General features: G+C 72.7%; 14 protein-coding genes. 8 read left to right on the top strand and 6 right to left on the bottom strand.

All coding sequences use genetic code 11. The annotated features are described in order from the left end of the window. Positions 1-102 precede the first annotated feature (102 nt). Positions 103-933 carry a metal ABC transporter permease gene (locus FLV34_RS35035; RefSeq protein ID WP_147945137.1) on the top strand — a complete coding sequence of 277 codons (831 nt, stop codon included), beginning with the start codon at positions 103-105 and terminating at the stop codon, positions 931-933. 3 nt (positions 934-936) lie between these two features. On the opposite strand, the gene FLV34_RS35030 is transcribed toward FLV34_RS35035, so the two are convergent. Together FLV34_RS35030 and FLV34_RS35025 are read right to left on the bottom strand one after the other, a co-directional pair. Then, the gene (locus tag FLV34_RS35030) at positions 937-1,212 is read right to left on the bottom strand and encodes an isoamylase early set domain-containing protein (protein ID WP_142651973.1); all 276 of its coding nucleotides are present in this window, start codon (positions 1,210-1,212) and stop codon (positions 937-939) included. A 76-nt stretch (positions 1,213-1,288) separates the two neighbouring features. Further along, positions 1,289-2,107 carry an SAM-dependent methyltransferase gene (locus FLV34_RS35025; protein WP_221890025.1) on the bottom strand — a complete coding sequence of 273 codons (819 nt, stop codon included), beginning with the start codon at positions 2,105-2,107 and terminating at the stop codon, positions 1,289-1,291. Between the two features lie 262 nt (positions 2,108-2,369). On the opposite strand from FLV34_RS35025, the gene FLV34_RS35020 reads away from it, so the two are divergent. Next, on the top strand, positions 2,370-3,359 hold the full coding sequence (locus FLV34_RS35020) for a zinc-binding dehydrogenase (protein ID WP_147945136.1): 990 nt from the start codon (positions 2,370-2,372) through the stop codon (positions 3,357-3,359). Here the strand turns inward: FLV34_RS35020 and FLV34_RS35015 are convergent. The 3 genes from FLV34_RS35015 to FLV34_RS35010 all read right to left on the bottom strand — a co-directional run bounded on the left by FLV34_RS35015 (position 3,356) and on the right by FLV34_RS35010 (position 5,044). After that, positions 3,356-4,414 (bottom strand): sulfite oxidase, encoded by a 1,059-nt coding sequence (locus tag FLV34_RS35015; protein ID WP_147945135.1) that lies wholly within the window; start codon positions 4,412-4,414, stop codon positions 3,356-3,358. The two genes, FLV34_RS35020 and FLV34_RS35015, sit on opposite strands and share 4 nt — an antisense overlap. A gap of 36 nt (positions 4,415-4,450) precedes the next feature. Next, positions 4,451-4,615 carry a hypothetical protein gene (locus tag FLV34_RS40915; RefSeq protein ID WP_187280810.1) on the bottom strand — a complete coding sequence of 55 codons (165 nt, stop codon included), beginning with the start codon at positions 4,613-4,615 and terminating at the stop codon, positions 4,451-4,453. Between the two features lie 93 nt (positions 4,616-4,708). Beyond that, a complete protein-coding gene (locus tag FLV34_RS35010; protein WP_147945134.1) occupies positions 4,709-5,044 on the bottom strand; it encodes a helix-turn-helix transcriptional regulator in 336 nt (111 codons plus the stop codon). Positions 5,045-5,150: 106 nt separating this feature from the next. On the opposite strand from FLV34_RS35010, the gene FLV34_RS35005 reads away from it, so the two are divergent. Continuing rightward, on the top strand, positions 5,151-6,248 hold the full coding sequence (locus FLV34_RS35005) for an NADH:flavin oxidoreductase/NADH oxidase (protein ID WP_142651969.1): 1,098 nt from the start codon (positions 5,151-5,153) through the stop codon (positions 6,246-6,248). Positions 6,249-6,314: 66 nt separating this feature from the next. Beyond that, positions 6,315-7,286, top strand: a complete 972-nt coding sequence (locus FLV34_RS35000; protein WP_147945133.1) for an LLM class F420-dependent oxidoreductase — start codon at positions 6,315-6,317, stop codon at positions 7,284-7,286. Here the strand turns inward: FLV34_RS35000 and FLV34_RS34995 are convergent. Continuing rightward, the gene (locus FLV34_RS34995; protein WP_261986014.1) at positions 7,277-8,239 is read right to left on the bottom strand and encodes a sulfite exporter TauE/SafE family protein; all 963 of its coding nucleotides are present in this window, start codon (positions 8,237-8,239) and stop codon (positions 7,277-7,279) included. The two genes, FLV34_RS35000 and FLV34_RS34995, sit on opposite strands and share 10 nt — an antisense overlap. A gap of 270 nt (positions 8,240-8,509) precedes the next feature. Between FLV34_RS34995 and FLV34_RS34990 the strand changes: the two genes are divergently transcribed. The 4 genes from FLV34_RS34990 to FLV34_RS34975 all read left to right on the top strand — a co-directional run bounded on the left by FLV34_RS34990 (position 8,510) and on the right by FLV34_RS34975 (position 12,504). After that, positions 8,510-9,430 (top strand): ROK family protein, encoded by a 921-nt coding sequence (locus FLV34_RS34990; protein WP_147945132.1) that lies wholly within the window; start codon positions 8,510-8,512, stop codon positions 9,428-9,430. A 101-nt stretch (positions 9,431-9,531) separates the two neighbouring features. Further along, positions 9,532-11,154 carry a PP2C family protein-serine/threonine phosphatase gene (locus tag FLV34_RS34985; protein WP_147945131.1) on the top strand — a complete coding sequence of 541 codons (1,623 nt, stop codon included), beginning with the start codon at positions 9,532-9,534 and terminating at the stop codon, positions 11,152-11,154. 16 nt (positions 11,155-11,170) lie between these two features. Further along, the gene (locus tag FLV34_RS34980; RefSeq protein WP_142651965.1) at positions 11,171-12,178 is read left to right on the top strand and encodes a B12-binding domain-containing protein; all 1,008 of its coding nucleotides are present in this window, start codon (positions 11,171-11,173) and stop codon (positions 12,176-12,178) included. Next, a complete protein-coding gene (locus FLV34_RS34975; protein WP_187280809.1) occupies positions 12,178-12,504 on the top strand; it encodes an STAS domain-containing protein in 327 nt (108 codons plus the stop codon). Before FLV34_RS34980 ends, FLV34_RS34975 begins: the two co-directional genes overlap by 1 nt. The last annotated feature ends 21 nt before the right edge of the window (positions 12,505-12,525 follow it).

Raw genomic sequence — 12,525 nt, 5'->3', positions numbered from 1 at the left:
GCCATCGAGGGCAGCCAGCGTGAGAGCCATCCCTGCCTCGTTCGCACACCCCGATCTTCTACACCAACCGGAGCGCGCTCGCACTCAAGAAGGTAGGGCGGCGTGAGCTGGCTCGACTCCACCGTCCACCGGGCCCTCGCAGAGGCCGTCCTGGTCGGCGCGCTGGGCGGGGTGGTCGGCGTCTTCGTGACCGCGCGGCGGCTGCCGTTCTTCACGATGGCACTCACGCACGCGACGTTCCCCGGCATCGTCGTCGCCGCCCTGCTCGGGGTGAACCTCTACCTCGGCGGCGGGCTGTTCGGGCTGCTGGTGGTCGCCGCCGTCCTGGCGTTCGGCCGGGGCCGCGGGCAGGACTTCACCACGGCCACCGGCATCGCGCTGTCGGGCGGCTTCGCGCTCGGCGTGGTGCTGGTGTCGTCGCAGGACGGCTTCACCAAGGACCTGGCGGCCTACACGGTGGGCGACGTCCTCGCCGTCGGCGCGGGCGACCTGGTGGCGACCACCGCCGTCGCCGCGGGCGTGCTGCTCGTGCTCGTCCTGGTGGGCAAGGAACTGCTGCTCGCGGCGTTCGACCCGGTGGGGGCGGCGGCGCTCGGGCTGCCCCTCGTGCTGCTCGACTTCGCGCTGCTCGCCGTCGTGGAGGTGACCGTCGTCGCCACCGTGCCCGCGCTGGGGACGATCCTCGCCGTGGCGCTGATCGTGGGCCCGGCCGCGACCGCCCGCCTGATCACCGACAGGCTCGCGCCGCTGTTCCCGCTCGCCGCCGGGATCGGGATCGCGTGCGCCCTGGCGGGTGTGTGGGTCTCCACACGGTGGAACGTCGCGACCGGGGCCTCCATCGCCCTGTTCGTGGGCCTGGTGTTCGGGGTGGTCTTCCTCGGCACCGCCGTACGCGACCGGGCCAGACGGGCCGTGGCCGCCAACCCGGCGTGAGAGTCAGAGGTGCAGCACGCTGCCCTGCTCGTCCACCTGATCGGCGCTGTCGTCGTCGAACCACACGCCGCCCGTGGCGAGGTAGCGGAACCGGTGCGCGCCGGGCGGGAGGATCACCGACACGGTGCGGGTGCCGTTCCTGCGCGGCAGCAGTTCGTGGCGGCCGGGCAGCCAGTCGTTGAAGTCGCCCACGACGCTGACCGTCCCGGAGGGCTCGTCAATGGGCAGGGCGAAGGTGACGCGGGTCTTCTGCCCGAACAACCTGGTGCGTTTGAGCATGTCGCATAGCCTGGCGTATTGCCCCTAAAGGAAGAAATAGGTACACGCAGGACGTAACACAATATTCACGGCCTTTTCAGGGCGTGCGGCCGACCCCGCAGAGGAACCACGTGGGCAGGTGGCGGCCGGCCTGGCGGGCGAGCAGGTTCTCGTCGTCGGGCCGCCACTCGTCCAGCGGCACGAGGCCCGGCTCGATGAGCCGGAAGCCGCCGAACAGCTCGTGGATCTGCTCGCGGCTCCGCAGCGTGACACCACTGCTGGCCTGCCGGTAGACGGCCGCCCCCTCGCGGGCGTCGCCCGCCCGTTCCTCGTCCGTGACGTGCGACAGCACGAGGTGGCTTCCCGGGGCGACGCACTCCCGCAGGCGGGCGACGAGCTCGGCCGGTTTGTCGTCGTCGGTCAGGAAGTGCACCACGGCCACGAGCAGGATGGCGACCGGCTCCGAGACGTCGATCAGCGACCGCAGCTCCGGGTCGGCGAGGATCTCCTCGGGACGCCGCAGGTCCCCGTGCACGGTGACGGTGGTGGCGGTGGTGCCCGACAACAGCGCCTGGGAGTGCGCGAGCACCACCGGGTCGTTGTCCACGTACGCCACCCGGACGCCGGGGTCCATCTCGTGCGCCACCTCGTGGACGCTGCCCTCGGTCGGCAGCCCGGTGCCGATGTCCACGAACTGCCGGATCCCTGCCTCGGCAACCAGATGGCGTACGGCCCGGCGCAGGAACGCGCGGTTGCGGCGGGCCAGCGCGGGGGCCTCGGGCGCGACCTTCATGATCCGCTCCGCGGCTTCCCGATCTGCCGCGAAGTTGTCCTTTCCGCCGAGGAAATAGTTGTACATGCGTGCGGGATTGGGGACGCCCGCATCGATACCGGGTGGCGGCGCGTCATCAGCCACGCAATGTCTCCTCACTCATGGTAGTAAAGAGGACTTGGTGCGAGCATAAGGGTCTCCGAGGGAAAACCCAACGAAGAACGCCATAACTCTGTGACTCCACTTTTTCGCCGGATTTCCGTGCGCGAAAGCGAGACACGCCACGGGCAGCGGCAGCTCGGCGGTCGGGAAGAGCGTGAAGGCGAGCTCGCCGATCGGTTCACGCCGGGAGACCTAGGACCAGCGCCCGATGTGGAGACGCGGCCGGGAAACCTATAACGGACGCATGTACGCGATCAGATTGCACGCTTTCGGCCCCGCCGAGAGTCTCGTCTACGAGGAGACCGAGGATCCCGAGCCCGGGCCCGGCCAGGTGCGCGTGGCCGTACGGGCGGCGGGGGTGCACCTCGTCGACACCGTGTTGCGGGCCGGGAAGTACGGAGGCGGCCCGATCCCCGTCCCTGATTTGCCCACGATTCCCGGCCGTGAGGTCGCCGGGGTCGTCGACGCCGTCGGCCCAGAGGTCGATCCGGGCCTGATCGGCAGGCGGGTCGTGACCCACCTCGGCATGGTGCCCGGCGGATACGCCGAGCTGGCCGTACGGGACGCCGCGGCGATCCACGAGATCCCGGACGGCCTGGGGTACGGCGAGGCGGTGGCGATGATCGGCACCGGCCGGACCACGATGGGCATCCTCGACGTCGCGGAGATCCGGGCGGACGACGTCATGGTGGTGACGGCGGCCGCCGGGGGCATCGGCAACCTGCTGGTGCAGGCGGGGGTGCGGGCCGGCGCCACGGTCGTGGGGCTCGCCGGCGGCCCGGCCAAGGTGAGCCGGGTGCGGGAGCTGGGCGCGCACCACGCCGTGGACTACACCGCTCCCGGCTGGCCCGACGAGGTGCGGGCGCTCCTCGGCGACCGGGAGGTCACGCTGGCGCTCGACGGCGTCGGCGGGACCATCGGACGGGCGACGCTGGAGCTGCTCGGCGTCGGCGGCAGGATCGTGCTGTTCGGCTGGTCGGACGCCGAGGGCGGCCCGACCGCGCTGACCACGGAGGACCTCTACCAGCGCGGCATCACCGCGGCGGTGGGGATCGGCCCGCGGGGGCTGAAGCGGCCGGGCGGCCTGCGGGGTCTGGAGGAGCGGGCGCTGGCCGCCGCGGGGTCGGGTGAGCTGGTCCCGCTGGTGCAGAGCTTCCCGCTCAAGGACGCCGCCGCCGCGCACGCCGCGCTGGAGACCCGCGCCACCACGGGCAAGGTCGTCCTCGTTCCCTAGGCGACCAGGACGGGGTGGGGGAGCACCGAGGTGTGGCAGTAGCCGAGGTCGTTCATGGGGGTGACCTCGGGCTGGGTGCGGCCGTGCTCGTCGGTGGCCCGCACCCGTACGACATGGGCGCCGGGGGCGGGGTCCCAGGTGAACCGCCAGCGGGTCCAGACGCCCGCGAGGCCGGGCCTGTCGAGGACGGCGGGCCGCCAGGGGCCGTCGTCGATCCGGTAGTCGACGGCGGTCACCCGGTCCTCCCCGGCGTACGCCCGGCCGCGGATCGTCTGCGGTCCTGGGTGCAGCCGCGCGGGCCAGGGCAGCTCGACCAGGCTCGCTACCGGCGTGGAGGTGATCGGCACGGCCGGACGTCCGGGGCCGACGATCACGTAGTCGTCGGTGTTCCACGGCACGCTCAGCGGCCGGTCGGACACCTCGATCCGGCCCACCCACTTGATGCTCGCCGCGCCGAGCCAGCCGGAGACCACCACGCGGGCCGGAAAGCCGTGGTCGGGCGGCAGGATCTCGCCGTTCATGGCGAGCGCGAGCAGGGTGTCGGGGGCGAGGGCCTTGGCGAGGGGCATCGGGCGGCGTCCGCGCGCCTCGTCGAGCCCTTCCGGCATCACCTCGACGGCGGCGTCCGTGAGGCCGGCGGGTTCGAGCAGGTCGCGCAGCGGAATCCCGGTCCACTCGGCCGTGCCGATGGCGCCGCGGTGCCACTGCACGCCCTCGAACCGGTGGCCGTGCTCGGCGCCGAACAGGGCGCGCCGGTTGCCCGCGCACTCCAGGGTGCGGACGACGGACACGAGCGGGAACCGGCGCCACAGGTCGTCGTAGGTGTAGTCGATGGTCCGGCGCACGCCGCCGCCCTCCACGCGCAGCGTCCAGGTCTTCGGGTCGACGCGGGGGGTCGGGGCGTGGTTGCGGACGAAGAAGCGGTCGATGGGGGTGATCAGGCCCGGCAGGCGGTCGGGCCGGGTGCCGTAGTCGAGGCCGGTGCCGGCGTCCTCCATGAGGTCGGCGCTGATCGGCTTCACCACCGCCGTGCGGATGTCGCGTGTCGTACGCATCGGCCTTTCCTCTCCCGGCCGATGCGGTGACGGCCGTCAGCCGAGGCCGCGGCTCGCCCTGTGGGCGTGACGCTGTGCCCAGGACGCGAGGCGTGACCAGCGCCGGGCCGCGACCAGGCGGTTGGCGACGCGGGCGTCGTCGGCCTCGCGGTGCAACTCCGTGAGGCGCTCGGTGGCCAGGGAGTAGTCGTAGAACATCATTACCGTCCAGCTCGCCGTTGTAACTGTCTTAGATTTCTTAGCCAGTCACAAAGGTACGGCAAAGTGCGTAACTGGTCAAGTTGGTTTGGACGGTTACGTCGCCCCGGCGGCCTGGGCGTCGTACGCGCGGACGACGGTGTCGAGCAGGCCGGGGAAGAGGGCGTCGAGATCCTCCCGGCGCAGCGAGCTCATCTTCGCGGTCCCCCGGTAGACCTGCCTGATCACGCCCGCCTCGCGGAGCACGCGGAAGTGGTGGGTGGTCGTCGACTTGCTGACCGCGAGGTCGATCGCCGAGCAGGAGGATTCGCCGTTGCCGGCGAGGAAGCGCACCACCTGGAGGCGTACGGGATCGGACAGCGCGTGCAGGACGGCCTCCAGCCGGATCTCGGAGGGATCCGGGTGGTCGAGCGTCCGGGGCTGGGGCGTCATCGCGGCCCTCCTTGTACGACGTTCGTCGTAGTTTGACATCTCTCGTACTACGAAGGTTATCGTACAAAGGTCGCCGTGATGAGGACCGTGACGAGAGGAGAGCGGCGTGAGCGCGTTGTTCGAGCCCCTGAAACTGCGGGACCTGACCATTCCCAACCGCGTCTGGATGCCGCCGATGTGCCAGTACAGCGCGGCGATGGAGGGGCCCGGGCAGGGCGTCCCCACCGACTGGCATCTCGCCCACCTCGGCTCCCGGGCGGCGGGCGGGGCCGGTTTGATCATCGTCGAGGCCACGGCCGTCTCCCCGGAGGGCCGGATCAGCCCCGCCGATCTCGGGCTGTGGAACGAGCGCCAGCAGGAGGCGTTCGGCCGCATCACCCGGTTCGTCACCGAGCAGGGCGCGGTGCCCGGCATCCAGCTCGCCCACGCCGGGCGCAAGGCGTCCACCGGCCTCCCGTGGCGGGGCGGCGGGCCGGTCGGCCCCGATGACCACGGGTGGCGGCCGGTCGCGCCCAGCCCCATCCCCTTCGACGAGGGCTATCCGGTGCCGGAGGAGCTGAGCGAGGCGGAGATCCGGCGGCTGGTGGACGCCTTCGCCGCGGCCGCCCGCCGCGCGCTCGCGGCGGGCTTCACGGTGGTGGAGATCCACGGCGCCCACGGCTACCTGATCCACGAGTTCCTGTCGCCGTTCAGCAACCGGCGCACCGACGCGTACGGCGGCACTTTCGAGAACCGGGCTCGCCTCGCGCTCGAGGTGGCCGACGCGGTGCGCGCCGTGTGGCCGGACGAGCTGCCGGTGTTCTTCCGGATCTCGGCCACCGACTGGCTGAGCGAGAACCCCGAGGACCCCCGCGAGGGCTGGACGGCCGGCGACACCGTACGGCTGGCCAAGGAGCTGCTCGCCCACGGGGTGGATCTACTCGACGTCTCGACGGGCGGCAACGTGCCGGGTGCCCGCATCCCCCTGGAACCGGGTTATCAGGTGCCGTTCGCGGCCCGGGTGAAGGCGGAGACGGACATCGCCGCCTCGGCCGTCGGGCTCATCACCGAGCCGCGCCACGCGGAGGAGATCGTGGCCTCCGGGCAGGCCGACGCGGTGATGCTCGGGCGTGAGCTGCTGCGCAACCCCTACTGGCCGAACGACGCGGCGGGCGAGCTCGGCGCGCGTGGGCGCTGGCCGGTCCAGTACCACCGGGCGCTCTGAACGGGCTCGGCCGGGCGCCTCGCTGTTCGAGTCATCGGCCGTACGGACATGGGTAGGGGTCGTCGTATGGCAGAGATCGGATTCACCCTCATGTCCGAGCAGTCGCCCGCCAAGGAGCTGGTGGAGGACGCGGTCGCCGCCGAGCGGGCGGGCTTCGGCTACGCGGTCGTCTCCGACCACTACTTCCCGTGGCTGGAGGAGATGGGCCACTCTCCGTACGCCTGGTCGGTGCTGGGCGCGGTGGCGCAGACCACCGAGCGGCTGCCGCTGATGACGTACGTGACGTGCCCGATCATGCGGTATCACCCGGCGGTGGTGGCGCAGAAGGCCGCCACGATGGGGGTGCTCAGCGACGGCCGCTTCACCCTCGGCGTGGGCGCGGGCGAGAACCTGAACGAGCACGTGATCGGGCACGGCTGGCCGCCGGTCAACACCAGGCACGAGATGTTCCGCGAGGCCATCGAGGTCATCAAGGAGCTCTTCCAGGGCGGCTACCGCAACTATCGCGGCGAGTATTTCGACATCGACTCGGCCCGCCTGTTCGATCTGCCGGAACGGCCGGTGCCCGTCGCGGTCGCCGCGTCCGGCGACCAGTCGGTGGACATCGCGGCCGAGCTCGGCGACGGCCTCGTGGCGACGGACCCGGACGGGTCGCTGGTGGAGAGGTTCGCGGCGTCCGGCGGCGAGGGCAAGCCCGTCTACGGCCAGCTCGCCGTCTGCTACGACCCCGACAGGGACGCCGCGGTCGAACGCGCGCACCGCCTGTGGCGCTGGTCGGTGGCCGGCTGGAAGGTCATGTCGGAGCTGCCCGCGCCGGTCAACTTCGCCGCCGCCACCGAGACCGTGCGGCCGGAGGACGTGGCGGAGAAGGTGCCCTGCGGCGCGGATCCCGGGGCCGTGGTCGAGGCCGTACGGAAGTACGCCGAGGCCGGTTTCACCCACATCGCGCTCGTGCAGATCGGACGGGAGCGCCAGCGGGAGTTCTTCGAGTGGTCGGAGAAGGAGCTCCTGCCCGCCCTGCGTGATCTTCAGACGTGAGACGAGGTCTGGGCCTCCCGCCTCCAGGGGAGCGCGGGCAGGCCGCACCGCACCCGCAGGACCATCCAGAACGCCGGGGCGAGCAGCAGCACGGCGACCAGCGCCCAGATGGTCTGGGTGTTGCCGGCGCCGAACATCTTCAGCGCCGAGGCGAGCAGCACGAACGCCAGGACGCGGCGGATCAGCCCGCCGGGGGCGCGTGAGGAGATCCGCGAGCCGAGGTAGACGCCGGGGATTGACCCCACCAGCAGCGCGACCGTGATCGACAGCGTGAACTCGCCGAACAGCAGGTGCCCGAGCGCGGCCGACATGACGAGCGGCACGGCCTGCACAAGGTCGGTGCCGACGAGCTGGTTGGCCTTCAGGGCGGGATAGAGCGCCAGCAGGGCCACGATGATCAGGGAGCCGGAGCCGACCGAGGTGATCCCGACCACGAGCCCGCCGACGGCTCCCACCAGTGCGGTCGGCAGCGGCCGTACGGCGACGGAGGGCATCTCGGTCGCGGCCGGTTCGCCGGGAGCGGCGGTGCGGCGGCCGGTCTCCGGGGTGCGGCCCTCGGCGCGGTCGCGCATCGCGAGATAACCGCGTACGGCCAGGCCCCCGGCCGCGATGAGCAGGGCGATGCCGAGACCCTTCTCGATCACCTCCTGCACGGCCTCGCCCCGGCCCAGCGCGCGGGCGATGAGCACCCCGCAGAACGCCGCGGGGACCGAGCCCACGCACAGCCAGGCGACGAGCCGTAGGTTGACCGTCCCCCGGCGCAGGTGCACGAGACTGCCCACCGGTTTCATGACGGCGGCGGCGACGAGGTCGCTGGAGACGGCGGCGAGGGGCGGCACGCCGAAGAACGTCACGAGCATGGGCGTCATCAGGGCCCCGCCGCCCATACCGGTCAGGCCGACGACGACGGCGACCAGGAACGAGCCGATCGCCATGGTGTAGTCGAAATGCACCCGCTAACCCTACCTAACCCATCGGAATTACGGATACCCCCATCTTGTGGTGAACCTTCGTGCTTAACCGGTTCGGCCGATCACTCGCGGCGTACCCCGCGACGGGCCGGTCACCCGCGCTGGCCGGGCCTTCTCGCGGAGGCGGAGACTCGCGGGAGTACCGTAGGGATCACACAGGTGATCAGCCGTTGACGTGGTGGTGGCCCACCCAATACCTTGGCCGCACCTTATCCGGTTAAGTATGGCGATGGAGGGGCTGGGGATGCGGCGATGACCGTCCTCGCGGTGGACATCGGCGGCACGAAGTTCGCCGCCGCGGCCGTCGCGCCCGACGGCGAGATGCTGGCCCGCGCCGAGGTGCCGCTGGGCGGCCCCGGGTCGGCCGACCGTACGCTGTCCGAGGTCGTGGGCCGGATCACCGAGCGCGTGCCGCCCGCCCGGCTCGACGGCATCGGAGTGGGCTCGGCCGGGCCGCTCGACCCCCGCAAGGGCACGGTCAGCCCGGTGAACATCCCGGCCTGGCGCGAGTTCCCGCTGGTCGACACGCTCCGCGAGGTGCTGCCCGGCCGGCCCGTACGGCTCGCCGGAGACGCCCAGTGCATGGCACTCGGGGAGTGGTGGCGCGGCCTGGGCGGCGACGGCGCGGCGCGGAGCCGGGCCATGCTCGGCATGGTGGTCTCCACCGGCGTCGGCGGCGGCCTCGTCCTCGACGGCGTGCCGTACGTCGGCCCGACCGGCAACGCCGGGCACATCGGCCACATCACCGTCGATCCCGGCGGCGAGCCGTGCCCCTGCGGCGGCGCCGGCTGCGTCGAGACCATCGCGAGCGGGCCCGGCATGGTCCGCTGGGCCACCGCGAACGGCTGGACCGGTGCGGATGCCAGGGCGCTGGCCGCCGACGCCCGGACCGGGCACCCCACCGCCGTGACCGCCTTCCGGCGCGCGGCCGACGCGCTGGCCACCGCCGTGCTCACGGCGTCCGCCCTGTTCGACCTCGACCACGTCGTCATCGGAGGGGGCGTGGCCGCCGCGGGGCCGATTCTGTTCGGCCCGCTCAGGCGGGCGATCGAGAGGAACGCCGGGCTCGGCTTCCTGCGACGCCTGCGGGTGGACCCGACCTCCCTGGGACGCGACGCCGGGCTGTTCGGCGCCGCCGCCCTCGTCCTGCTACAGGACGACCCCTCCGAGTGAGCGCGGGCACCTTCCACATCGGCGCATCCGGGCAGAGGAGGGGCAAAGGTACCCTGGAGTAACTGACAGGAATCGGGGGCCACCATGACGGGAACGCACAGGTGAAAGGCGCCACCGGTTCGGCAGGCCCGCCACATGGGGCGGTCAGGCCGGCTCCCGACCTCCTGACGGCGCTGCTCGACGGCAGCGCCGAGGGCGTCGTGCTGTGCGACGCTGACGGCGTCGTGACGCTGGTCAACGCGGCGGCGGTCCGCCTGATGCCCGGAGTCGAGCCGGGCCTGCCCGCGCCCGCGCCGCTCGGGCCCGTCCCGTCCGCCCCCGAAGGCCGGACCATGATCCACGGCGGCCGGGCGATCCGGATTCGCGCCGAAGCGGTCGGCGACGGCCGCCTCGCCTGGTATCTCTCCGATCTGGACGCGGCGCCGCGGACCGAGTTCCTGCTGGAGGCCGGCCGCCGCCTGTCCGCCTCGCTCAACCCGCACCGGTGCGCCAGGGCCGCGACGGAGCTGGCCGCCGACTTCCTGTGCGACATGGCGGTCGTGCTGCTGCCGTCCACCGCCCGCCGCCGGATGGAGTGGGTGCGCGCCGTCTCCGGCCGGCCCGGCGCGGAGGAGGGCACCCTGCCGGCCGCCGAGGCGGCGGAGGTGCCCGGCCTGACCGACGCGCTCGCGGGCCTGCGGCACGGTGGCACAGGGCTGCATGCCCCAGGAGACACAGGGCTGCAGGATCCGGGCGGCGCGCCGGAGTGGCTGCTGCCGGAGGGGTTCGGGCCCCTGGGCCACCTGCTGGTGCTCCCGCTGCCCGGCAACGGCGTGCCCGCCGGGGCGATCGTGCTCGCCCGCCGTGCTGGGCGGCCGCCGTTCTGCGACGACGACCAGAGGATGGCGCGCGACCTCGCGATCCGGGCCGGTGCCGCGATCTCCGCGGCCTCCCTGTTCCGGGAGCAGAGCACGATCAACGCCATCCTGACCGGTGATCTGCTGCCGCCGGACCTGCCGGAGATCGAGGGCATGCGGGTGGCGGGCCGGCTGCGGGCCTCGCAGCAGGCCGGCGCCATCGGCGGCGACTTCTACGACGTCTACCTGCCCGACGCGGCTACCGGCGACGGGATCGTGGAGCGGCCGCCGCTGGTCATCCTGGGCGACGTCTGCGGCAAGGGCGCCCGCGCGGCGGTCCTGGCCGGTCAGGTCCGCCACAGCCTGCGCACGCTGCTGCTGCTGGAAAGCCGCACCGACCGGCTGCTCGAACTGCTGAACCGGTCGCTGCTCGCCTCCCCGTCGCCGCACTCGTACGTGACGATGATCCTGGCCGCGCTGCGGGCCGCACCCGGCGATCACGTGCTGGTGGACCTGGCTGTGGCCGGGCACCCGCCACCGCTGGTCCTGCGCCGGGACGGCACGGTGGAGGAGGTCGCCGCGCGGGGGTCCATCCTCGGCGCGTTGAAGCAGATCAGCCTGTGGCCCGTCACACTCGATCTCGCACCCGGCGAGGTGTGCCTGCTGTACAGCGACGGCATCACCGAGGCGTTCGGCGGCCCGAGCGGCCGGGAAATGTTCGGTGAGGAACGGCTGAAGGCGGCGCTCGCCACCTGCGCGGGAATGCCGGTCGAGGCCCTGGTGGAACGGCTGGAACAACTCAGCACGGAATGGCTGGGCGGCGCTCCTGCCACCGGCTTGCAGGACGACCGCGCCCTGCTCGCCGTACGTGCGGGGAGACAGGGGTGACGGCAGGGATGACGACATGGTGACGACGGACCTGGCGGCGGCGACGGAGCACTACCTGGACCTGATCGGCCGGGCCGACGAGTACGGCGCGGTCGACCTGGTCCTGGGCCTGATCGACGAGGGCGTGCCCGCCGAGGACGCGCTGCTGCGGGTCGTCGCCGCCGGCCAGCGCCGGGTGGGCGAGCTGTGGGCGTCGAACGAGTGGACGGTCGCGCGCGAGCACGGCGCGACCGCGGTCAGCGAGCGCGTCGTGGCCGCCGTCAGCGGGCGCGTACGGCCCGCGGCGACCCGCGGCCGGGTGGCCGTGGCCTGCGCCGACGGCGAATATCACGCGCTGCCCGCCCGCATCATGGCGGAGGTGCTGCGTCTGCGGGGATGGCGGGTCGACTTCCTGGGGGCCAGCGTGCCCGGCCCGCACCTGATCACCCACCTGCACCAGACCGGGCCCGACGTGGTCGCGCTCGGCTGCACGCTGGCCACCCGGCTGCCCCGCGCGCACGCCACCATCTCGGCCTGCCAGGCCGTGGGCGTTCCCGTGCTGGCCGGTGGGGCGGGGTTCGGCGCCGACGGCCGCTACGCCCGCCTGCTCGGCGCGGACGCCTGGGCGCCCAGCGCCGACGCCGCGGCCGACCGGCTCGCCGCCGGGCTGCCGTCGTTTCCCGCCGCCCACGACGGCGCCGCCGCGGCCCGTCTCGGCGGCGAGGAGTACGCCTATCTGGCCCGGCACCGCGCCGAACTGCTGTCCCGCGTCATGGACAGGCTCGGGGACGACACCGGCGAGGATCTCGGTCACATCGCCGACTATCTGATCGCCGCGATGTACGTCCACGACCCCGCGCTGTTCACCGGCTTCGTCACCTGGACCTGCCAGGTCCTGGCGGCCAGGAACGTGCCCGCGGAGTCCGTCGTGCGCGGGCTGCGTGCTCTCCATGATGTGCTGACGGACTGCCCCGACACCCGCCTGGTGCTGGACGAGGGCGTCGCCGCGGCATGTGCCGATCAACGAGCAGAGACGAGGGTCTGATGCAGGACACGCCCGCGTTCCGGGTCGAGTCGCTCACTCCCGAGCCCGGCACGGCGCGCCTGGTGATGACCGGCGAGCTCGACTTCACCACGGCGGACGAGGCGTCCGCGGGGGTGGCCAAGGCGCTCGCGGAGGGCGTCGGCGTGCTCGAACTCGACCTGGCGGGGCTGAAGTTCATCGACTCGTCGGGCATGGCGGTGGTGATGAACGCCTACACCGGCGCGCAGGAGCGCGGGACGGCCTTCCGGATCGTCGCCCTCACCCCCTATCTGCGCCACCTGATCGAGGTCGTCGCCCTCGACGACGTGCTCGACCTGCCCGCCTGATGTCCGGGCTGAGACAATGGG

The organism is Microbispora sp. CSR-4, assembly GCF_008033685.1.
GTDB lineage: Bacteria > Actinomycetota > Actinomycetes > Streptosporangiales > Streptosporangiaceae > Microbispora.
Note: the sequence above shows the minus strand (reverse complement) of the source record. Positions and strands in the feature narration are given on the sequence as shown.

What these genes read in the sequence shown, in the direction of transcription:
- FLV34_RS35015 (WP_147945135.1), bottom strand. Translation starts at nt 4,414, where the DNA reads ATGCGTACGACACGCGACATCCGCACGGCGGTGGTGAAGCCGATCAGC.
- FLV34_RS35030 (WP_142651973.1), bottom strand. Translation starts at nt 1,212, where the DNA reads ATGCTCAAACGCACCAGGTTGTTCGGGCAGAAGACCCGCGTCACCTTC.
- FLV34_RS34990 (WP_147945132.1), top strand. Translation starts at nt 8,510, where the DNA reads ATGACCGTCCTCGCGGTGGACATCGGCGGCACGAAGTTCGCCGCCGCG.
- FLV34_RS34980 (WP_142651965.1), top strand. Translation starts at nt 11,171, where the DNA reads ATGGTGACGACGGACCTGGCGGCGGCGACGGAGCACTACCTGGACCTG.
- FLV34_RS35020 (WP_147945136.1), top strand. Translation starts at nt 2,370, where the DNA reads ATGTACGCGATCAGATTGCACGCTTTCGGCCCCGCCGAGAGTCTCGTC.
- FLV34_RS34975 (WP_187280809.1), top strand. Translation starts at nt 12,178, where the DNA reads ATGCAGGACACGCCCGCGTTCCGGGTCGAGTCGCTCACTCCCGAGCCC.
- FLV34_RS40915 (WP_187280810.1), bottom strand. Translation starts at nt 4,615, where the DNA reads ATGATGTTCTACGACTACTCCCTGGCCACCGAGCGCCTCACGGAGTTG.
- FLV34_RS35000 (WP_147945133.1), top strand. Translation starts at nt 6,315, where the DNA reads ATGGCAGAGATCGGATTCACCCTCATGTCCGAGCAGTCGCCCGCCAAG.
- FLV34_RS35010 (WP_147945134.1), bottom strand. Translation starts at nt 5,044, where the DNA reads ATGACGCCCCAGCCCCGGACGCTCGACCACCCGGATCCCTCCGAGATC.